The organism is Acidicapsa ligni, from assembly GCF_025685655.1.
GTDB lineage: Bacteria > Acidobacteriota > Terriglobia > Terriglobales > Acidobacteriaceae > Acidicapsa > Acidicapsa ligni.
On the sequence record NZ_JAGSYG010000001.1, the window covers coordinates 38282 to 58667 of the forward strand.

General features: G+C 55.5%; 15 protein-coding genes. 4 read left to right on the top strand and 11 right to left on the bottom strand.

Annotated elements, in window-relative coordinates; genetic code table 11:
* The first annotated feature begins 182 nt into the window (after window positions 1–182).
* Both OHL19_RS00200 and OHL19_RS00205 read left to right on the top strand, forming a co-directional pair.
* On the top strand, window positions 183–2282 hold the full coding sequence (locus tag OHL19_RS00200) for a prolyl oligopeptidase family serine peptidase (RefSeq protein WP_263355543.1): 2100 nt from the start codon (window positions 183–185) through the stop codon (window positions 2280–2282).
* Between the two features lie 144 nt (window positions 2283–2426).
* The gene (locus OHL19_RS00205; RefSeq protein ID WP_263355545.1) at window positions 2427–3407 is read left to right on the top strand and encodes a plasmid mobilization protein; all 981 of its coding nucleotides are present in this window, start codon (window positions 2427–2429) and stop codon (window positions 3405–3407) included.
* Between the two features lie 178 nt (window positions 3408–3585).
* On the opposite strand, the gene OHL19_RS00210 is transcribed toward OHL19_RS00205, so the two are convergent.
* From OHL19_RS00210 to OHL19_RS00220, 3 genes are read right to left on the bottom strand one after another with little or no spacing between them, the layout of a single operon-like run.
* On the bottom strand, window positions 3586–5769 hold the full coding sequence (locus tag OHL19_RS00210) for a polysaccharide biosynthesis tyrosine autokinase (protein ID WP_263355546.1): 2184 nt from the start codon (window positions 5767–5769) through the stop codon (window positions 3586–3588).
* Complete coding sequence (locus tag OHL19_RS00215) at window positions 5766–7139, bottom strand: hypothetical protein (protein ID WP_263355547.1); 1374 nt, start codon at window positions 7137–7139, stop codon at window positions 5766–5768. Before OHL19_RS00215 ends, OHL19_RS00210 begins: the two co-directional genes overlap by 4 nt.
* 30 nt (window positions 7140–7169) lie before the next feature.
* Window positions 7170–8132, bottom strand: a complete 963-nt coding sequence (locus tag OHL19_RS00220) for a polysaccharide biosynthesis/export family protein (RefSeq protein ID WP_263355548.1) — start codon at window positions 8130–8132, stop codon at window positions 7170–7172.
* A 375-nt stretch (window positions 8133–8507) separates the two neighbouring features.
* Between OHL19_RS00220 and OHL19_RS00225 the strand changes: the two genes are divergently transcribed.
* Window positions 8508–10121 (top strand): NAD(P)/FAD-dependent oxidoreductase, encoded by a 1614-nt coding sequence (locus OHL19_RS00225; RefSeq protein WP_263355549.1) that lies wholly within the window; start codon window positions 8508–8510, stop codon window positions 10119–10121.
* A 131-nt stretch (window positions 10122–10252) separates the two neighbouring features.
* On the opposite strand, the gene OHL19_RS00230 is transcribed toward OHL19_RS00225, so the two are convergent.
* Entirely contained in the window at window positions 10253–10522 is a 270-nt protein-coding gene (locus OHL19_RS00230) for a hypothetical protein (protein ID WP_263355550.1), read from the bottom strand.
* Window positions 10523–10839: 317 nt separating this feature from the next.
* On the opposite strand from OHL19_RS00230, the gene thrS reads away from it, so the two are divergent.
* Window positions 10840–12873 (top strand): threonine--tRNA ligase, encoded by a 2034-nt coding sequence (gene thrS / locus OHL19_RS00235; RefSeq protein WP_263355551.1) that lies wholly within the window; start codon window positions 10840–10842, stop codon window positions 12871–12873.
* A gap of 66 nt (window positions 12874–12939) precedes the next feature.
* Here the strand turns inward: thrS and OHL19_RS00240 are convergent, their stop codons facing one another.
* From OHL19_RS00240 to OHL19_RS00270, 7 genes are all read right to left on the bottom strand, one after another.
* Window positions 12940–13410, bottom strand: coding sequence for a GDSL-type esterase/lipase family protein (locus OHL19_RS00240; protein WP_263355553.1), 471 nt, complete (start codon window positions 13408–13410; stop codon window positions 12940–12942).
* A gap of 102 nt (window positions 13411–13512) precedes the next feature.
* Complete coding sequence (locus tag OHL19_RS00245) at window positions 13513–13728, bottom strand: hypothetical protein (protein WP_263355554.1); 216 nt, start codon at window positions 13726–13728, stop codon at window positions 13513–13515.
* Between the two features lie 124 nt (window positions 13729–13852).
* A complete protein-coding gene (gene add, locus OHL19_RS00250) occupies window positions 13853–14881 on the bottom strand; it encodes an adenosine deaminase (RefSeq protein ID WP_263355555.1) in 1029 nt (342 codons plus the stop codon).
* 5 nt (window positions 14882–14886) lie between these two features.
* The gene (locus OHL19_RS00255) at window positions 14887–16398 is read right to left on the bottom strand and encodes an amino acid permease (RefSeq protein WP_263356785.1); all 1512 of its coding nucleotides are present in this window, start codon (window positions 16396–16398) and stop codon (window positions 14887–14889) included.
* A 188-nt stretch (window positions 16399–16586) separates the two neighbouring features.
* Entirely contained in the window at window positions 16587–16745 is a 159-nt protein-coding gene (locus OHL19_RS00260; protein ID WP_263355557.1) for a hypothetical protein, read from the bottom strand.
* 107 nt (window positions 16746–16852) lie between these two features.
* Window positions 16853–19723 carry an ATP-dependent helicase gene (locus OHL19_RS00265; RefSeq protein WP_263355558.1) on the bottom strand — a complete coding sequence of 957 codons (2871 nt, stop codon included), beginning with the start codon at window positions 19721–19723 and terminating at the stop codon, window positions 16853–16855.
* Window positions 19724–19924: 201 nt separating this feature from the next.
* Complete coding sequence (locus OHL19_RS00270; RefSeq protein ID WP_263355559.1) at window positions 19925–20365, bottom strand: DUF971 domain-containing protein; 441 nt, start codon at window positions 20363–20365, stop codon at window positions 19925–19927.
* Window positions 20366–20386 lie beyond the last annotated feature (21 nt).

A 20386-nucleotide genomic window follows, 5' to 3' on the forward strand; every position in this document is an offset into this window, starting at 1 on the left:
GTGCTTTTCGCGGGGGAAGTTGCCGGTTAAGGTTCGTGCGGCCTTTTGCCCGATTTGGATTTGCCCTACGGACACATGGGCCAGCTTCAGTGCACAATGGCTGTGCGTGTATGGTTGTGAAAACGGAGCTTTGAATGCGTATCCTGCTGGCTGCTTTTGCCCTATTATCCGGATCGGTCCTAATGTCTAATCCTGTCTATGCCCAGAACATTCACGGCGGCGATCACATCACGCTGCCTCCGCCGCCTGCCACGGAAAAAGTGCCGGTGGTCGATGACTACTTTGGCACCAAGGTCACGGATAACTATCGCTGGCTTGAAGATGCGAAAAGCGCTGAGACGCGTGCTTTTCTCGACAAGCAGATGGCGTACACCGACCACTACCTGAAGCAGGCGAAGGTGCGGCCAGAGATTGCCGACAGCCTCGATGCGCTGATCCATGTCACGAGCTGGTTCACGCCTGTACAGCGCGGGGACAACTTTTTCTTTTCGAAGCGGCTTTCGAGTGAGGAACAGGCTTCTATCTACGTGCGACATGGCTGGCTGGGCGTGAAGGGCGCTGCGCCCAAAGAGGAGCGATTGGTTGATCCGGCCACGCTCAGTCGCGATCCGAATACGTCTGTCTCTCTGTCGGGCATATCGGAAGACGGAACGCTGATGGTGTATGGCGCACGCCAGGGCGGTGCAGACGAGCAGGAGATTCATTTCCTCAACGTGAAAACGCGCAAGCTGCTGGAAGATACGTTGCCTCCAGCACGCTATAACAGTGTGGACCTGGCGCATGATCTTGGTGGCGTGTATTACTCCCGATTTACGCACACGGGATCGCTGGTCTACTTTCACAAATTTGGTACTCGCCCGAGCGCGGACACGTTGCTGTTTGGCAATGAATTTCGTGGCGAGCCGCTGGGCGAAATGGACCTTATCTCCGCAGATGTAACCGAGGATGGTCACTATCTCGAACTCCAGATCAGCCGCGGTGTTCCTGCCCGGCGCGAAGATATTGTCTTTCGCGATCTGCGCAAGCCGGGTGCTCCGTTTGAGGTGCTGGTGTGGGGATTCGACTCGAGATTTTCGTCGATGTATGCGCACGGTGACTGGTATGTTCGCACCGACTACAACGCGCCGAATGGCCGCATTCTAAAGGCGAATCCAGGTGTTGCTCCAGAGGCATGGGAGACGGTTGTTCCCGAGGGCGCGAATGTCATCGACGACGCGAGCATTGTTGGCAATAAGCTGTTCATTCATCGACTGCATGATGTGAAATCCGAGACCGGTATTTACACGCTGCAAGGCAAGGCCGCGGGAACGATTGCTTACTCGGGCATAGGTTCCGCTTCAGGACTCAGCGGTGAAGTGACCGATCGTTATGGCTTCTATAGTTTTCAGTCGTTCATCCAGCCGCCAACGATTTATCGCTACGACACGATGACCGGCAAGCAGGAGGTCTTTGCGCAGCCGAAGACTCCCTTTGAATCGGATCAATATGAGTTGAAACAGGTCTTCTACCAGTCCAAGGATGGCACTCGCATCCCCATGTTTATTGCGGGTAAAAAAGGACTGCAGATGGATGGATCGCGGCGGTTGTTGATGACCGGGTATGGCGGTTTTAATCTCAGCGAAACTGCGGAATGGAATCCACTGTTTGCCGCATGGATGGAGCAGGGAGGCTGGTTTGCGCTGCCAAATCTGCGTGCGGGCGGCGAGTACGGAGAGTCGTGGCATAAGCAGGGAATGTTTGAAAAGAAGCAGAATGTCTTCGATGATTTTTACTCTGCGGCGGAATATCTGATCACCAATCACTACACTTCGTCGGCACATTTTGCCATCACCGGGCGCTCGAATGGCGGTCTGTTGATGGGCGCGGCAATGACGCAGCGGCCTGATCTCTTTGGCGCGATCTGGTGCGGCTATCCTCTGCTGGATATGCTGCGCTATCAGAAGTTTTTGCTGGGGCGCCTGTGGACAACGGAGTACGGCTCCGCAGAGAACGAAAAGCAATTCGCCTATATCGAAAAGTATTCGCCTTATCAGAACGTCGAGCAGGGTAAGGCTTATCCAGCGATCATGTTCTTCACCGGGGACAGCGATACACGCGTCGATCCGCTGCACGCGCGAAAGATGACTCCGATGATGCAGGCTGCGAGTTCGAGCGGACGACCCATTCTGCTGCACTACAGCCTCAAGAGCGGGCATAGCGCTGGAGTATCCGCTGCGCAATTGATTGACGATTATGCGGATCAACTGGCGTTTCTATGGACTGAGACAGGCGGCGGCAAGTAAGGTCTAGTAACTTCAGGTGCGAAAAAGCAACCACCTGTTCCCGAAAGCGGAGAAGCCAGTCGACGTTCGTTATCGGGAAAGAGATAGATTGCGCAATTGCTTTTTGCCTCATGGTTGCAGGAGTCGAGGGGCTATCCTGCGGCCATGCGTCGAACTGTAGCGGCATCCGATCCTCCCCTTGAGAACTTCTCCAGTTTGCTGGAGAGGCTGGCCCAGCGAGTGAACACGTTGGAGGATGAGGGCAATCTCGAAGACAATTTCGAGGGCCGACTCGACGGCAAGCTGGGCACCGCCGGGACACGTGTCTCTACGCCTGCGTTGCGTTCCTCCTCTGGCACCCGATTGAAGCCGATAGATCCTCTGCCGACGAGCGAGCGGCAACGGAAGCAGGAGGGGATATCCCTCAGCTACGAACAGGCGCTGCGAGCCCATTCGCGATATCGCCCCACTTCTGATTCGATCCTTCCAGTGAATTCAACTGCTGCTGCCGGTACGATGCGTTCGCAGCATTCGCAGGCCAGAAACGAGACGCAGCCGGTGGGGAAAGCTTCCCCAGCGCCCCAGCCATTGCAGGCAGGAAAAAGAGGGGTGAAGAAGCAGACCAAAACCGCGAAATACAAGACTGGAAGACGTATAGCCGGATCCGATCCGTCGCCTCTGGCTCAACCAAAAGGCCGCGCTGATAAATGGAGCACGATGGCGAGCAAAACAGCGGCCAAGACTGCGATCAAAACAGCGAGCAAGACAGCCGAGCCGGCTGAAATCGTGCGTGCCGAGCGCGAGCTTGCGGTGATACGGTCTGCGGATAATCGCATGCAGACTCAACGGACTACTGCGGTTTCTGCACGGCTTAGTCTTGAGGAGTCTATCCGTTTGCGAAGCCGTGCGGCAGAATCAGGAATGTCGGTACCGGCATATTTGCGATCGTGCGTGTTGGAGGCAGACGAACTGCGGACCCAGGTGAAACAGGCGCTGATTGCAATGCGCGCTCAGTCACTGGAATCCGCACCGCGACAGTTGGCGACCCCACCAGTCGCGCAGGGAAATGCTGGTCCGGGGAGGCTCTTGTTCAAGTTTGCAGCCTTCTTTTTCGGTGACCGAAATCTGCTTCGACGCAGTGCGTGACTTGAACTCATAAATGCGTATGCAAGGTGTTTCGGGCAGAGATATGCGAGGAAATGCCCACAGGGGGCAACTTCTATTTGCAGAATTTATTTATGGATAGTTAGAAAAGTTAATCCGTTTCAGTCCGCCTGGCCCAGGTGGACTGAGATCAGGCGGACTGAAACGGGAAACAGCGTATTTATTTTTTAGACACCACTGTGGCGCTTCCGGAGCCATAGTAGCTGCCGCTACCGCCGTAGCCTTTACCCCCATAATACTTTCGGTAATTGCCATAGCCACCGTAGTAGGTGTCCGAGTGCGGCAGGGCGTTGACGACTATGCCGGTTTGCTTTCCAGGATATTTAGCCAGATCCTGGCGAATCCTGCGCAAGGCTCGCTTTTGTGCAACACCGATGCGAACAACGATGAGCAGAGTATCGCAGTGGGAGGCGACGATCAGCGCGTCCGTGACCAGCAAGACGGGCGGCGTATCGATCAGGACATAGTCGTAATGATCACGAGCCCATGTCAGCAGCTCTTCCAGACGCCCCTGCCCGAGCAGCTCAGAGGGGAATGGCGGAACCTCTTGCACCGTGATCACGTCGAGCCCGGTCACTTCCGGTACCTTCTGGATGCACTCTTCCGGAAAGACGGTCGTATCGCTTAGGAAACGGCTCAATCCTGGCTGATCCGTGGCGGGCAGCTTGAGTCTCTGCGCGATCGTAGGCTTGCGCAGATCGGCGTCGATCAGCAGAACGCGCTTGGACTGCGTCGCCAGAACTACCGCCAGGTTTAGAGAAGTTGTGGACTTTCCTTCACCCGGTCCGCAACTGGTCAGTGAGATGACGCGATGCTTCTGGCTGACAGGCATGAGCGTTATGGCCGTTCGCAGAAGACGGTAGGCCTCGGTGCCTGCCGAGCGTGGCGCGAGCAGCGTCACGAGAGGCAGAATCTCGTCCGAGATGCGCATTTCCGCCAGATCTTCTTTGTACTCCGGAACGGAAGCGAGAATCGGAAGAGGCAGAGCGTCTTCGATCTGATCGACAGTCTGCACTGTATCGCTGTTCATCACGATAATTCCGACGATCAGCAGTGCAACGAGGAGGCCTGCGGCTGTACCCGCCATAGCATCGACACGCACGTTGGGATAGGATTTGATGCCCGGAACCTGCGCCGTGGAGAAGCGATTCAGCTCCTGCGACTGCATGCCGGCCTGAATGGCGCCTGTTCCCATTGCCGTGAGGAGCACGTTATAGAGAGTCTGATCGCTGATGTACTGAGCTTTCAAAATCTCGTAGCGGACGGTGTCCGGTGCTCGTCCTTCGGATTCCTTCTGCAATGTCTGAAGGCGATCCGAAATGCTCTGCTCAGATTTCTGCGCACGCTCCAGGTTTTCGGCAGCGCCCTTGAGCGCTTTGGAACGAATATCGAGCTGGCTGCGCTTAAGGCTGGCAAGTTGAGCCTGGGCTTGCTGGAGGGGTTGATAGTTCGGCCCGTATTTGTCTTCCAGAGCTGAGACCTGGGCTTCTGTGGAAGCGATTTCCGACTGGATTCCATTCAATGCGCCAGCTCCCGGCACATCGGAGGAGATGCTCGCGTCGGGATGGTTGACCATGTTCTGGTATTCCGCTTGCGCGATAAACCGGTCGCCCTGGACTTTAACCCGCTCTGAGAGCAAGCCGGTCATTTCGCTCAACAGGAGACTGGAATCAGAGGTTGCGCTCTGAGCAAGGATTCCGAGCTTGGCCTCAGCATTCAAGAGGTCATTTTGCTCGGTTTGAATCTTACCTTTGAGTGCATCCGTCTGGGTGGTCATGTACCCGGTGATGTCTTTGGTGCTGCGATATCGCTGCTCGAAACTCTCCTCGAGATATGTATCGACGAGCGTGTTGACGACAACTGCGGCGAGCGCGGGGCTTCTGCTGCGAAATTTGATCGACAGCAGTTCCGACTTTGGCACCTGCGAGACGCTCAGCGAGGCTTCAAACCTCTGGACGAGCTGATCGCGCTGCACTGGATTTTCGAGATCTGCCGGGGTTGGTCCGTTGAAGATGAGGTTCTTCTGCAGACCCAGCTTGCGCATGGTCAGCACGGCCACGTTGGGATTCTGAAACCCGATAATCTGGGTCATCATCTTCAGTCCATACTCATCGCTTGGTCCGCCAGATCCAATGCTGATGGAGCTGTGCTGGTCGAGATGGACAAAGGTTTCCGCATCATACTGAGGAGTTTGAAACTTCGCCCAGATCGTCGCCAATGTCCCGCCAAGAAGTGCCAAGCCGAGCAGATACACGCCGTACTTACGCATTATGCGCGTAATATCTGAAATGTTAATCGAGCTCTCGGAGAGTTTATTCGTTGTCGATTGGGGATTTGTCGTCACGCAGACCTCATCAAAAATTCATCAGCCACAGTATCCTGGCTGGTGTTGTCAGGGTAAAAATAAGCACCCAGAATAAAGGAGTAACCAATCATGACCTGAGTACAACTCATGGTTGCATTCCTGGTCAGATCGGATTGGTACGTTTGAAGTAAAAGGAAGAATGAGAGCGGTAACACATGCGGCGAAGAGCCTGTACGAACAATGCGAATGGCCAGAAACACCATCCCAAAGGCAAAACAGATTCGGAGCAATACGTAGGTCAAGCCTACAGGCGTACCTAACTCCATCACATTACGAATGATATCTGTTTCCGAAAGCTGATACGTAAAGCTGTACGAATCCGCATTGCCTGAGTGAGAGGCATCCACACCCATGCCAACTCCAGCACCGATCAAGCTGAATTTGGGATCTGTTGCGAATCCGATAAACCCATCCAGCACACGCTTTTTGCCATCCTCAACGTATTGGTCGCCGGTAAATCGATCGGCAATGATATTGAACTCTGCCGGCGAAATTACATAGGTCATCCCGGCGGTCACGGGTAACAAAAGACAGATGCCTGCGACTGCCAGAATTGCGCGGGTAGAACCAAGAATGATCGCGCCCAGCATAGCTCCAAGCAGATCGAGGCCTGCCATGACGATCACACCTCGCGAGCCGGAGACGAGATGGCATAGATTTACCGCAACGGTGCATATGATCAGCACCCACGTTTTCTGCACGGATCGCCTATGACGGGGCAGGAGCCACTCTCCCAGGCAGAGAGCGACCGCCATGGCCACCCACAGGCCATAAAACGTTCCGAAGTTGAATGTTCCGGAAACGCGAGCGACCTCTGAACCAGGGAGACCGAAGGCCTCGCCCTGGGATGTTCTATTGACCCATGCGCCTGTTGGCGATTTGGCTTGCGCGACCGCCAGCAAGCACATGGGGATACTGAGCATCAGGTTCCACCAGACAAAATTTTTCCGATGTTTTGCTGTAAGGCAGGCGGGAAAAACCAGCAGCATCGGGATATAGAGCAGGTAGTTATGAAGGCCAACAAGAGCAACAAAAACAGGAAGTCCGGGGACAACAATCTGAACTAATGCCTGCAGGATGATCATCACGCTCAGCACGATGACGACGAGCATCAGATAGGTCCGCATGAAGAGGCCCGACCAGATGGCATACGCATATGACATCAGAATCGGAATATCCTGCAGCAGGTACAACGCTGTTACGCCGGGGAAAATCCATTTTCGGATAGCGCCGGTGAAGACGATAGTCCAAAATGAGGCAAAAAAAAGGCCCGCGAGGATGCGGACCGACCGGATTTCATCCGGTTGGTCCATCGATACCTCTGTCACATATTGGAGGGCAGTTGCCACTGATCAACCGTTTCCTTGCAACCGGGCAGTTTAGTAGTTTTTGAGTTCGCCTGCCGCATAAACGCTGCTGATGGCCGTCGAGAATATGTTATTCGTTTGCAGACGAATATAGCTGGACGGGACATAGATGATGTCGTCCGCGTGGATAAGCGGATCCGCAACTTCACCGTTGGACAACTTTAGCTGGTCAACAATGATTTCTTCCCGCTTGCCGTTGACAGTCCGCAGAATGTGCATCTTGGAGCGCTTGGCAATCGCCGTAACGCCACCGGCCTGCGCCAGAGCCTGTAGCAGCGTGAGGTTATTGGTCACGCCGATACCTCCAACTGTCGGGCTGGCTGTACCGACGTTAATTGCGCCGCCGAGAGGAAAGATTCCGGGACGGTTGACTTCGCCAGCCACAAAATACACTCCCAGACGGCTTACGTTCAGGATGTCTCCAGGCTGCACCATTGCGTTCAATGTGGCTGGCGAGGGCGAATCAGGATCGTATTCCAGAGAAGTCGGCATCTGCTCGCTGTGATGAAGAATCGTCAGATGATGCGAGGCGAGGCCTGTAATGCCGCCTACTTGACCCATGATGAAAGAGACCGGGGCTGGGGCATAGATCGGGAGCGCCTTGGGGCTTTTTACTTCTCCCAGCACCTGGACCGTCATATTGACTGCAGATACAACATCGACGGAAACGGTTGGCCGCTTTACAATTCCTTTTTCGACCAATGATCCTTCAATTGCACGTTCGACTGCTGCCGGGGACATTCCCTCGACCGGAACCTTGCCTGCGTATGGCAGGTGAAGGCTTCCATCCTCAGCCACATGCAGATGCAGAGGTCCCCCACCAATATCGGGGAAATCAAACATGCGCACATCGATCTGGTCGCCCGGTGCCAGTCCCGGTGGAACAAACTTTGCTTCCGGGGCTGCTGCTTCTTGAGCCCAAAATGGGCATGGAAGCATCAATAAACCTGTAAGGAGAATGTTTGTCAGTTTCACTGGGGGTCTGTCACCTGTATTCGTATCAAAAGTGTTGCGGTAATCCGTCGGCAAAGAAGTAACCAGTTCGGGTGTGTTCAAACTCTCCGATGGGTCAATACCTACGCTCTAATGCCTACTGTAAAGATATCATGCAGCCTGTGCTTGGCATGCAGATAAAACCTGTGTTTACTGTATCGCATCCAGATGTGGAGGGATTTTCATTCTGGATTCACGGTTAGTTTTTTTGATATTTACCGACTATCTTCATACTGCGTTCATACCTGTCAGGATATGGGTTGATCGACACAGAAGTCCTTCCGCCAAGGCGAGATTGAGGGTTCAAGCCCAGCAAAAATGCCTCCGCTGGGTTTATGATGCTCCCACCACATTTATATGAAAACTCAACGCGCCATCATAATTGGCGCAGGTCCGGCAGGCCTTACGGTCGCGCTTGAACTCCTGCGTAGAACGGGCATCCAACCGATCGTTCTTGAGGCCTCAAGCGTCATTGGCGGCATCAGTAGAACTGTGAATTACAAAGGTAACCGGATGGACATCGGAGGTCACCGGTTTTTTTCGAAATCAGACCGGGTGATGCAGTGGTGGCTTGATCTTATGCCCATGGAAACTGGGCGGACAGAAGGCGGCCAACTCCGATACAAGGGGCAGCAGCGCAGCCTGCCGGTCGCCTCGACGGCGCAAATCCGGGAAGAAATTCAGAGCGAAAATGACGACGCAGATCTGGTGATGCTCCTGCGCCAGCGGAAGAGCCGAATCTATTTTCTTCGCAGATTTTTCGACTACCCGATTCGGCTGACGGCAGACACCTTGCTGCAACTTGGGCTGCTGCGCACATGCAAAGCGGGGTTGAGCTATCTTCGGGCGGCTTTGCTTCCTCGCCGTGAGGAGCACACGCTGGAGGATTTTCTAATCAACCGCTTTGGCTGGCAGCTCTACCATCTTTTTTTTGAGTCCTACACGGAGAAAGTCTGGGGAGTTCCCTGCAATCGGATCAGTGCGGAGTGGGGCGCACAGCGTATCAAAGGCCTTTCTTTGCGGGGCATTGTTGTGCATTTCATGAAAAAGAATTTCAGACGCATAAATGTACGACGCAGAACCTCGGCATCGCCTGAAGCGATTGCGCAGAAAAATACGGAAACTTCCCTGATCGAGCAGTTCCTTTATCCAAAGCTTGGTCCGGGGCAGTTGTGGGAGCATGTCGCGAGCCTTATCCAGCAGGCGGGCGGCGAGTTGCACTTTGAGATTTCCGTGGATCGGCTCGTCATTTCTGGGAATCGCGTATTGGCTGTCGAGGCCATTGGAGCCGATGGGCAACGGATCACCTTTCCCGGGGATTTTGTTTTCTCCACCATGCCGGTCCAGGAACTGATGCGTGCGTTTTCCGCGCCGGTACCGAAGGAGATTCTCGCTGTGAGCGAGGGGCTGGTTTATCGCGACTTCATTACCGTGGGACTGCTCGCCTCGAAGCTTGCAGTGCATGAGAAAGACGGGAGTCCGCTGAAAGACAATTGGATTTATATCCAGGAGCCGGACGTCCAGGTTGGCCGTGTGCAGATCTTCAATAACTGGAGTCCGGCGATGGTTGCAGATTCCTCTACCAGTTGGATTGGCCTCGAATACTTTTGCTACGAAACGGATGCTCTATGGAAGATGAGCGACGAGGAGATTACTGCCCTAGCCAGCGAGGAGATTGCGCGTATCGGAATTCTGCGCGCCGAAGATATTCTCGATTCTCACGTTGTGCGAATGCCGAAGACCTATCCAGCTTACTTTGGGACATACGATCAGTTCGATCGCATCCGCGACTATACGGATAGCTTTGAAAATCTATTTCTCATCGGTCGAAATGGAATGCATAAATACAACAATCAGGATCACTCCATGCTGACAGCAATGACCGCCGTCGATAACATCGTGCAGGGCATTACTGACAAAGCAAACTTGTGGAAGATCAATACTGAGATGGAATACAACGAAGAGAAGTGAGATTGCCAGAGAGGCGGTCAAGCGCCTCTGTACGCCGAATGCGGCAGATGCTTCGAAGCATCTGCCGCATTCGGCGTACAGAGAGATGGGGCTACGAACGTTGTTGCGAGGCTAGGAACGTTGTTGCAAGACTAGAGCGCCCATGCCGGAGCATTGCCAAGAAGTGCCGCGCCGGAGAACGCAATCGGTCCGTCCCATGCCGGGATCAGGAAACCGGTGACGGGATGAGCCTGTGCTCCAGGGCCCTTGTGGTGATGGTGACGAAGAGTGGTTTCAACCTGGCGGAGCGCTTCTCCTTTTTCCATCCGGGTCTGGCGTTCCCAGAACAGAATGAATCCCTGGCCACATACACTGCAACGGGTCTCTACGGATGATTCGGCGCTCTTGCACAGTACTTGCATTGGGTCTCTCCTCTTGCCTGCGAATGTTTTCCGGCTACTCATTCAAGGTAGCCAGATGTCCGATTCGTGAACATTCCTCTTGTGGTTTCGACAAATCTCTTTCGCGCGATCTGCTTCCCACCTTTTGGGGATGCCGTTCAAAAGTAGCTCATTCGATGCGATAGTGCGCTCATGAGCAAAGGCGTTTCTCGACTTCTAGCCCCTCGCCCGACTATCCTGAGTTGTTATCCACGCTCTCATCCGTCGTAGTTCAGGCAAATCAGAGCCGATATCGCAAACCCATTCCCGAACAAAGTGAAGTCAGGAAACAACAACTCATGAGCTCGAAGATCATCTCCGTCCACCTGCCCGACGGCGCTGTCCGCGAAGTACCTGCGGGCACCACGCCTTACGACATCGCCTTCGCCATCTCGCCTCGTCTCGCCGCTGCTTCCGTAGTCGCGCGCCTGACTCCTGTGGAGACGACGGGCACTACGGCGGGTGAGGATGAGGCCGAGAGCGACGCCGCGATGTATGCGGCGGGCGATGCGGCCGCGCCACGCCTCGTGGATCTCTCCACTCCGCTGAATGAAGACACTCGTCTCGCGCTCCTGACTGAAAAGGATCCGGAGACGCTCAAAGTGGTTCGTCACTCGGCGGCCCACGTGATGGCGACTGCGGTTCTGGAGTTGTTTCCCGAGACGAAGCTGGGCCACGGACCGGCCACCGATCAGGGATTCTTCTATGACTTCTATCGCGAAAAGCCGTTCACGCCGGACGACCTGGTTGCCATTGAAGCGAAGATGGCTGAGGTGATCGCGCGGGATGACAAGTTCGTCCGTGAAGCGGAGCCGCGCGAAGATGCGCTCGCCGATTTTGAACGCGATGGCGACTTCATGAAGACGCACTTCGTTACGAAGTTTACGCAGCCGGGAGACTTGGTCAGCTTTTACCGCAATGGCAGCTTTGTCGATTTCTGCCGTGGACCGCATGTGCCTTCCACCGGTCGCGTCAAGGCCGTAAAGGTGACCAATCTTGCGGGTGCCTACTGGCTGGGAGATGAGAAGAATCCCCAGTTGCAGCGCGTCTATGGCACTGCGTTCTTTTCGCAAAAGGATCTCGATGCGCACTTCGCTCGGCTCGAAGAGGCTGCGCGCCGTGACCATCGCCTGCTAGGCAAGCAACTGGATCTATTCAGTATCCAGGAAGTTGCAGGAGCCGGCCTGATCTTCTGGCATCCAAAGGGAGCCATGATTCGCAAGATCATGGAGGACTGGATGCGCGATGAGTGCATACGCCGTGGCTATTCGCTGGTCTATACACCGCATGTCATGCGCCGTGAGCTATGGAAGATCAGCGGGCATGAGGGTTTCTACTCGGGCAACATGTATACGCCGATGGAGCTGGACGACGCCGAGTACCGGCTCAAGCCGATGAACTGCCCCGGCCACATTCTGATCTACAAGAACTCTCCCAAGAGCTATCGCGATCTACCGGTTCGCCTCGCCGAACTGGGCAATGTGTATCGCTACGAGCGCTCAGGCACGATGCATGGACTGTTGCGTGTACGTGGCTTTACGCAGGATGATGCGCATATCTTCTGCACTCCGGGCCAGATCGAGGACGAGGTTGTTGCCTGTATCGACTTTGCCGATGCGGTGCTCAAGACCTTTGGCTTTGCTGAATTCAAGGTTGAGCTTTCCACATGGGATCCGAGCGATCGTGCGCACTATGCGGGCAGCGACGATCACTGGCAACTGGCAATCAGTTCGCTGGAAAGCGCGCTGAATCGCAGGAACATTCCGTTCAAGACGATCAAGGGCGAAGCGGCTTTTTACGGGCCGAAGATCGACTTCAAACTGGTGGATGTTCTCGGGCGCTTGTGGCAGCTATCGACGGTACAGTTCGACTTCAATCTTCCGGCACGTTTTGAACTCGAATACGTTGGCGAGGATGGCGAAAAGCATCAGCCAGTGATGGTTCATCGTGCGCTGTATGGCTCGGTGGAGCGCTTCTTTGGCGTGCTGATTGAGCATTATGCCGGGGCGTTTCCGTTGTGGCTTGCGCCGGTGCAGGTTGGCCTGGTGCCGATCAGCGAACGCCATCACGAGTACGCACGCCAGGTAAAGGCTGAGCTGGAAGCGGTAGGGCTACGTGTCGAAATCGACGATCGCAATGAGAAGATGAACGGCAAGATTCGCGACTTCGCCAACCAGAAGACTCCGTATGTACTGATCATGGGCGACAAGGAAGCGGAGGCTCATGCGGTGAGTGTGCGCACTCGCGGCAAGGGCGATCAGGGGTCAATTGGCGTGGTGGAGTTTGTCGCGAAGTGCGAAGAGCTGATCAAAACGCGGTCGATGGACTTGTAAAGAACCGTAAGAAAAAATCCGCAGTTGAACGATTGAAGGGAGGACTCATTGGGTTGAGTCCTCTTTTCAATCGTTCACAGGAATAGCCCTGGCTAAAGCCGCCTGCATTACAAAATATCCGGTAAGGGTTGGGTGAACTCCGTCTACAAAGTAGTCGGGGTGCCCGATCAACGGTGTGTAGTAATCGACGAGTTTATATTGATGCTCTTTGGCAAAATTCGCGATTGCCTGATTCATCACTACTACTTCAGAGTCCATACCTTGAATCGGCGGAATGAGGCAGAGCACAACATCCATGCCTTGTTTTTCCGCCTGAGAAGCCATCGATCCTATATTGGTGATGGCAGTCGCAGCTTCGCTGTCAATTGGGCCAGTTGAACGAAGAACATCGTTCGTACCGCCTAAGATCACGAGTGCTTTATAGTCATGGCCGAGAACCTGCTCAGGAAATCGGACGGCCATCATAGCAGTGGTATTGCCCGAAACCCCAAGATTAGTTCGCGGTAGCCACCACCGAAATGTAATTGAGTCGCCCATGAAGGCGATCCTGGAATTTGCCTGAGAGCCACTGGAACATCCAGTGAATCCCACGGCAAGAAACAGCACTGCGCACCATGCGGCCCGCGATCGCAAGTATGACTATATCCCCATGCCAAATTCAGTAGTAGCATGCGAACCGGCGTTGGTATAGAAGTCGTACGGGGTACGATGATTGAACTTGTAGCGATTGCGCAACTCACGGCCGACAAACAGGCTGACTGCGGCGATGCCTAATCCGACCGACACCCACCCGATGGCGCGCAATGCGGCGTGGCTGTTGGATACGGTGAGGTCTTCTACTTCTTTCTCTGGCATGGGAACATGCCCTCCCTGCTATTGATAACTCAAATGATAACGCACATCAACCTACGACTGTCCAGCGGGATACTGCTCCATTTCGGTGTACTGAAGGTGTTCCCAGGGGAGCTATTGCTGGGCACTATAGCTGGGCAATCCGGGAGAGCCAGCGCTGCTTCGCTTCGGCGGGCAAAAAGCTCGACTGAAAGGAATTTGCGGCGAGCTGCTTTAGTTCTTCGCGGGTGAATCCCTGGATTTCATACGCCAGACGATACTCATTTTCGACCGAAGAGCCGAAGAAGGCCGGATCGTCGGAGTTGAGCGTAACCATCAGGCCCGCGTCCAGATATGCGCGCAAAGGATGCTCCGAAAACGATGGGCAGACGCCGGTACGCATATTCGAGCTGGGATTGAGTTCCAGCGGCGTCTGGCGCCTTCGCAGCTCGGCAATGAGCTCTGGATCGCGGATGGCCGACAGCGCGTGTCCCAGCCGCTCTGAGCCGATCGAGAGAGCCTCCCAGATGGCCTCGGGGCCGGTCGTTTCGCCTGCATGGTTGGTCAGGCGCAGACCGCTTGCCGCTGCCTCCGCGTACATCGCACGGAAGGGCTCCGAAGCCGCGACGCGCTCGTCGCCTCCGAGGCCGATTCCAATGATCGAAGGGTACTGCTGGCGCATCTTCGCCGCGAGACGGAAGACCCGCTCTGCCTCAGGCACGCTGAAGTGGCGAACTGCGTCGAAGATCCAATAAAGGGTGACACCGAAGTCACGCTCGCCACGTTCGCGGGCACGTTCCAGGCCGGCGAAGATCTTCTCGAAGAGTTGCGGATCGGCTGCATCCTCTTCTTTGCGCCAGAAATAAACCACCCCGACCGAGATATATACCTCCGCGTGGACGACGCCCTGCACGGCAAGCTGCTCGATCATGCGGTAGGCGGCCAGCTCGTACTCGTCCGCACCGCGAAGCCGCCGGGTGACCGCTTTGAAGGCCAGAAGGAAGCCAGAAAAGTCGGTGTATTGATACAGAGCTTCCGCGTCTTCGAGCGTCATTGGCTCGGCGTCGGTGCGCTGGCTCAGCTTCACCAGCGTGGCTGGCTCAATCGTGCCTTCCAGATGCAGATGCAGTTCTGCCTTGGGCAGCTTTTGGATGAAGTCCTGAAGATCGTACGTCATATCGACTAGCGTACCTTGGCGAACTCTGAGCGGTGACGGCTGTAGAAGAAATAGATTCCCAATCCGATGACAAGCCAGATAAAGAATCGGAACCAGGTGATGATGGGCAGGCCGCACATTAGCAAGATGCAGAAGAAAATGCTCAGTACCGGGATAACCGGACCACCCGGTACACGGAAGCCACGTCGGCGCTCAGGCTCGCGATAACGAAGCACCAGCACGCCGATGGACACCAGCATGAAAGCGAAGAGAGTACCGATGTTCGAGAGGTCGGCCAGCAGTTCGATATCGAAAAGCCCCGACGGGATGGCTACGAGAAATCCGGCGACCCACGTCGAGAAGGATGGCGTACGAAAGACCGGATGGACACGGCTGAAGATCCTGGGCAATAGACCGTCGCGAGACATTGAAAACCAGACGCGTGATTGCCCGAGCTGATACACCAACAGCGACGAAATCATGCCCATGAGTGCGCCGATCAGCACGACCAGCCGAATCCAATGCAGCGGATGCCCGCCGGGGAGATGCGAAAGCTTCTTGAGAGCGTTCACTACTGGGGCGGCATCGTCCACCATGGACTGCCAGGGAACCAGCCCGGTAAGGCAGATTGCCACCGCCAGGTACAGCACGGTACAGACAATCAGCGTTGTGATGATTCCAATCGGCAGATCGCGCTGGGGTTGCTTGCATTCCTCTGCGGCAGTCGAAACCGAATCAAAACCGATGTAGGTGAAAAAGATAATGGAGCCGCCGGTAAGAATTCCCGAGACGCCGTGGGGAGCGTAGGGATGCCAGTTGCCGGGATGAATGTAGCCGAGCGCGGCAAACACAAAGACGAGAATGGCCCCAATCTTGATGAGCACCATTGCGTTGTTTGCTTTCGCCGACTCCTGAATTCCCCGCACCAGCAGCACGGTAAGCAGCAGCACCACCAGGAAGGCGGGAATGTTGAAGCCAAAATGCCAGCCGGGATTGTAGAGGGTGTTGCCTTGCAGATCCGTCAGTCCGTCGGAGAGATAGGCCGGTGAGATCCACCGCGCGGAGGGATGGAGGCCGAACCAGTCCAGCAGGTCCACTACGTGCGCGGCAAAGCCAACACTGACCGTCATGTTTGACCCGGCATACTCCAGGATCAGATCCCAGCCGATGATCCACGCGACGAGTTCCCCCAGCGTCGCATACGCATAGGTGTAAGCGGAGCCGGCGATGGGAATCATGGAGGCGAGTTCAGCGTAGCAAAGGCCCGTCAGCCCGCAGACGAAGGCGACGAGAATCAGCGAAATGGCGATAGCAGGGCCTGCGCCGGGCCGACCGCCCAGTGCGGAGTGGTGCAAAAGAAAATCCGCGACGGGTATTTTGGACCAATCGGCGACACTGGCCTTGCTGCCGGAGATAGCGGTCCCTATGACCGTAAAAATCCCCGAACCGATCACAGCACCGATCCCAAGCGCGGTCAGCGACCAGGGGCCGAGGGTCTTTTTGAGGCAGTTTTCAGGATTCTCGGAATCCTTAATCAGCTTGTCGATGGACTTGCGGGAAAGCAGTTGGCTTGCCAGGGGGAACGCTCCTCAGCCCTGAAGTTCATCTTAAGATGCAACCGTGCACAAGTAAACATAGCTTGTAGTTCGCCCGAAATATAAACCAATCGAGTGAGGAGACGGTGGGTTTCCATAACCGCTCTGGAAACCCACTACCAACTAGCCGACTACTTCCGCTTAGCCTGTCCGCGTGCTGCTTTCTTGAGCTTCTGCTTGTTTTCGCCGCGTGCGCCGGTGCGGGGTGCCTTGGGAGCGGCCTTCTTACGTGCAGCCCGCTTGATCTTTTTCCGTTCGAGGACGTCTTCTACTGCCTTTGTGTTTGCCATGTTCTCTCTTTTCTTTTTTTGAATTTCCTGGGGTTCTGAATCTGTTCGAGTGCGGCCAATCCGGGTTCACCGGAGACTTTTCGGCGACGCCTGCACCGCGCAAAGGGCTATAGCTTCTCCAGTTGCGCGAACTTCTCGATCAGCTTCTTTACCCCAAATCGAGCAAAGTGTACTGTCAGTTTCGCATCTTCTCCGTCTCCTTCGCGGAGAATTACGGTTCCTTCGCCATATTTTCCATGGCGAACCCGACTTCCCTTCTTCAAACCAGCCGCTCCGGAGACCTCTGGAACCTCCAGTTTAGGCTTGGAAAAGCTGCTGCCGCCTGCTCGCCCACCAAAAAACTGGGCGATATTGTCGATAGAATCCGGCTCTTTTTCCGAAGATTTGCTTCCAGTGGTTGCAGCGGGCTTACGCTGCGGCGGCCAGACTGTGGGCTTATTAGGCGGATAAGGCGTCGCCTTGAGGTGGCCATATTTGCCTGCAGGCGCACGACCGGGAGCAGTCCCGGAGGCGCTGCCGCTCTGGTCTTCGTCTTCGTAACTGTAGTGGCCGCTTTCAAAATCGCTATTGCTGCCGCCGCCGCCATAACCGCTGCGATAGCCCGATCCGTATCCGCTACGCGAGCTCTCGCCCCCAAAAGGACGCCCAAGATTCTCGATCAGCCGCCCTGGAATCTCTTCCAGAAAGCGTGACGGCGTGCTGGCCTCTGGCGCGTCATTGCCGTAGCGTCGACGATACTGCGCCCGCGTAATGACCAGCGTATCCATTGCGCGGGTCATGCCGACATAGCAAAGCCTTCGCTCCTCTTCCAGACCATTGGGATCGGTCAGCGTGCGGGAATGCGGGAACAATCCCTCTTCAAGTCCGGTGAGAAAGACGAGCGGAAACTCCAGCCCCTTGGCCGCGTGCAGGCTCATCAGCGTGACGCGCGAGTCTTCATTGAACTTGTCCGTATCTGAAACCAGGGCCGCGTGATCGAGGAAGTCGCTCAGCGTCTCGCCACGCTCTTCCGCATCCTGCGCCGCGTTGGCCAGTTCCTTCAGGTTTTCTATTCGGCTCACAGCTTCGGGCGAACCCTCCTGCTCAAGCACGCGAATATACCCGCTGCGATCGATGATGAAGCGAATCAGCTCCGGCAGAGTTCCCCGATCGCCCGGCTTGCGAAAGGCCGCGTCATTGGCTGAATCAAAGTAACTCGCAGTACCGCCGGATGTAGCTGCTGCGGCTCGCCTTTCCGCAGTGCGGCGGGCAGAGATGGCGGCCTGCTTATCCTCATTGCTCTTGCTGAACGGCGAGAGCATGGCCAGATCGAAGGCAGGCGCTGCGGAACTCTCTCCAGCAGGTTCTACTTCGCCCTCGGCACCGAAATCAAAATTAGTACCTTCGCCGCCGTCCGCCTCGCCAAAGTCGAAGCTGGTGTTCTCTCCAAACGAGAAATCCGCATCCACCGCTGCCTCAGGCTCGGCCTCAGCGATATCTCCAGCACCAGCCAGATCTTCGGCTAATTTGCCCGCAAAATCGGGATCCAGAATCGCGCGCGCGTCGGTAATCAGGCGGCGAAATCCCTCAAGCGCAACGCATGCTCTTGCAGGAACAAGCTGGTTCTTGATTGCATGGCCAATTGCATCCCACGTCGAGATTCCTGTTTCGAGCGCCAGCCGCTCCAGCGTCTCCAGAGTCGTCTTGCCAATGCCCCGTGTCGGGACATTGACCACCCGCTGCAGGGCAACCGAATCATGCGGATTCTGCACCAGTTTGAGATAACTCAGCAGGTCGCGGATTTCCGCGCGCTCATAAAAGCTGAAGCCGCCGACCATGGTGTATTTGATCGCGTAACGGCGCAGCGCTTCCTCAACGAGACGTGATTGCGAATTGGTGCGATACAGCACCGCGCATTTTGGAACTTCCCTGCCAGGCGTCGTATCCGAACCCGCCTCGCGCAGATATTTGTTGATCCTGTCGGCAATAAAAAGCGCTTCGTTCTCGCCATCGGGAGCTTCGTAATAACCAACCATCGCTCCGCCGTCGCGTTCGGTCCAGAGAGTCTTGCCCTTGCGCTGAGCGTTGTTTGCTACCACGGCGCCTGCGGCTTCAAGAATCACCTGCGTGGACCGATAATTCTGCTCCAGGCGAATGATCTTCGCATTGGGAAAATCCTGCTCAAACTCCAGGATGTTGCGAATGTCGGCGCCGCGCCAGCTATAGATGCTCTGGTCCTCATCGCCAACGGCGCACACATTTTTGCGCTCACCCGCGAGCATCTTCATCAACTCATATTGCGGACGATTCGTATCCTGATATTCGTCCACCAGAAGGTATTTGTAGCGACGCTGGTAGCGTTCGCGAACTTCGCTCGAAGACTTCAGCAGACGCACTGTTTCAAGCAGCAGATCGTCGAAGTCCAACGCGTTGTTCTTCTGCATCTCCTTGCGATAGCTCTCGTAGATATGCGCGATGCGCTCGCTGCCCGGGTCGGTGGAACCGAGGTAGTACTCCTGCGGATCGATCATGTGGCTTTTGGCCCACGAAATCCGACCGAGTACGGTGCGCGGCGTAAGCTGCTTCGTATCCAGCCCCATGCGCTTCATGATCGCCTTGACGATCGACTGCTGATCATTTTCGTCATAAATGGCGAAAGTGCGCGTCAGGCCCTCGCCGTTGATGCGCAGGGCTTCTATATCGCGCCGCAGAATCCTGACGCAGAGCGAGTGGAAGGTCGCAATCGTCGGCTTGGTTAACGCTCCGTGGCCGAGCAGCTTGTCAATGCGCTCACCCATCTCCTTTGAAGCCTTGTTGGTAAAGGTCACAGCAAGGATCGAGTCCGGAGCGGCACCCTTCTCCTGGATCAGGTAAGCGATGCGGTAGGTGATCACGCGCGTCTTGCCCGACCCAGCTCCAGCCAGAATCAGCACCGGGCCATCTACGGTTTCGACGGCGGCACGCTGTTCAGGATTCAGTTGGTCTATTTGAAGCTGCAAAGCAGTAGTACCCGGCGGGAATGTGTCCTATACCAGTGTACCGTTGCTGTGCCCTTGCATGTCCGTTGACTGCTTGCCTGCTAAATAAACGGAAGATGCCGGATGTTCTGGTTCGGATATTCAGGACCGGATATTCAGGTCGAGAACTTCTGGTTCGATGGGCCTTCGCGTCATGTCCTGGATTCGTTAACCCTTTAGGGATTAGCTGGTTCCTTTGCAAACCGGGCACTGGCAATTTCGGCGGAGAAAATCCCAGGAGTAGATGCCGCTGCTGTGGCCATCCTGCCAGTTGAACTGAATGGCATAACGGCCCACGGCATGGGCGCTTGCGGGGCGCGCCGGGGCTTCGAACATTTGCAATACCTGGGCCGGTTTGGGCCTGGCCTGGCCTGGCTCCAGTCCAAGATTTTTTCGGTCTTCTACACAGCTCGCACAAGGACATGCATTACGCAGCCACTGAAAGCTCCAATGGCTGGTGTGTCCGTCGGCCCAATCGATTTCCATGCCGGTGCCTTCGGTCTTCAACACACGCACCTTGGCGGGCGTCAACGCATCACGCGAAAGCGCGGCAGCCCGCCGCTCTTCGCGATCCAGCCGCTCTTGTTCTTCCCTGGATAAAAAACGAATTCCTTCGTGACTCATATCTTTATTTTGCCTTAACGG

Coding starts and splice junctions, on each gene's coding strand:
- OHL19_RS00200 (WP_263355543.1), top strand. CDS start 183: ATGTCTAATCCTGTCTATGCCCAGAACATTCACGGCGGCGATCACATC.
- OHL19_RS00205 (WP_263355545.1), top strand. CDS start 2,427: ATGCGTCGAACTGTAGCGGCATCCGATCCTCCCCTTGAGAACTTCTCC.
- OHL19_RS00225 (WP_263355549.1), top strand. CDS start 8,508: ATGAAAACTCAACGCGCCATCATAATTGGCGCAGGTCCGGCAGGCCTT.
- OHL19_RS00230 (WP_263355550.1), bottom strand. CDS start 10,522: ATGCAAGTACTGTGCAAGAGCGCCGAATCATCCGTAGAGACCCGTTGC.
- thrS (WP_263355551.1), top strand. CDS start 10,840: ATGAGCTCGAAGATCATCTCCGTCCACCTGCCCGACGGCGCTGTCCGC.
- OHL19_RS00240 (WP_263355553.1), bottom strand. CDS start 13,410: ATGGGCGACTCAATTACATTTCGGTGGTGGCTACCGCGAACTAATCTT.
- OHL19_RS00245 (WP_263355554.1), bottom strand. CDS start 13,728: ATGCCAGAGAAAGAAGTAGAAGACCTCACCGTATCCAACAGCCACGCC.
- add (WP_263355555.1), bottom strand. CDS start 14,881: ATGACGTACGATCTTCAGGACTTCATCCAAAAGCTGCCCAAGGCAGAA.
- OHL19_RS00260 (WP_263355557.1), bottom strand. CDS start 16,745: ATGGCAAACACAAAGGCAGTAGAAGACGTCCTCGAACGGAAAAAGATC.
- OHL19_RS00270 (WP_263355559.1), bottom strand. CDS start 20,365: ATGAGTCACGAAGGAATTCGTTTTTTATCCAGGGAAGAACAAGAGCGG.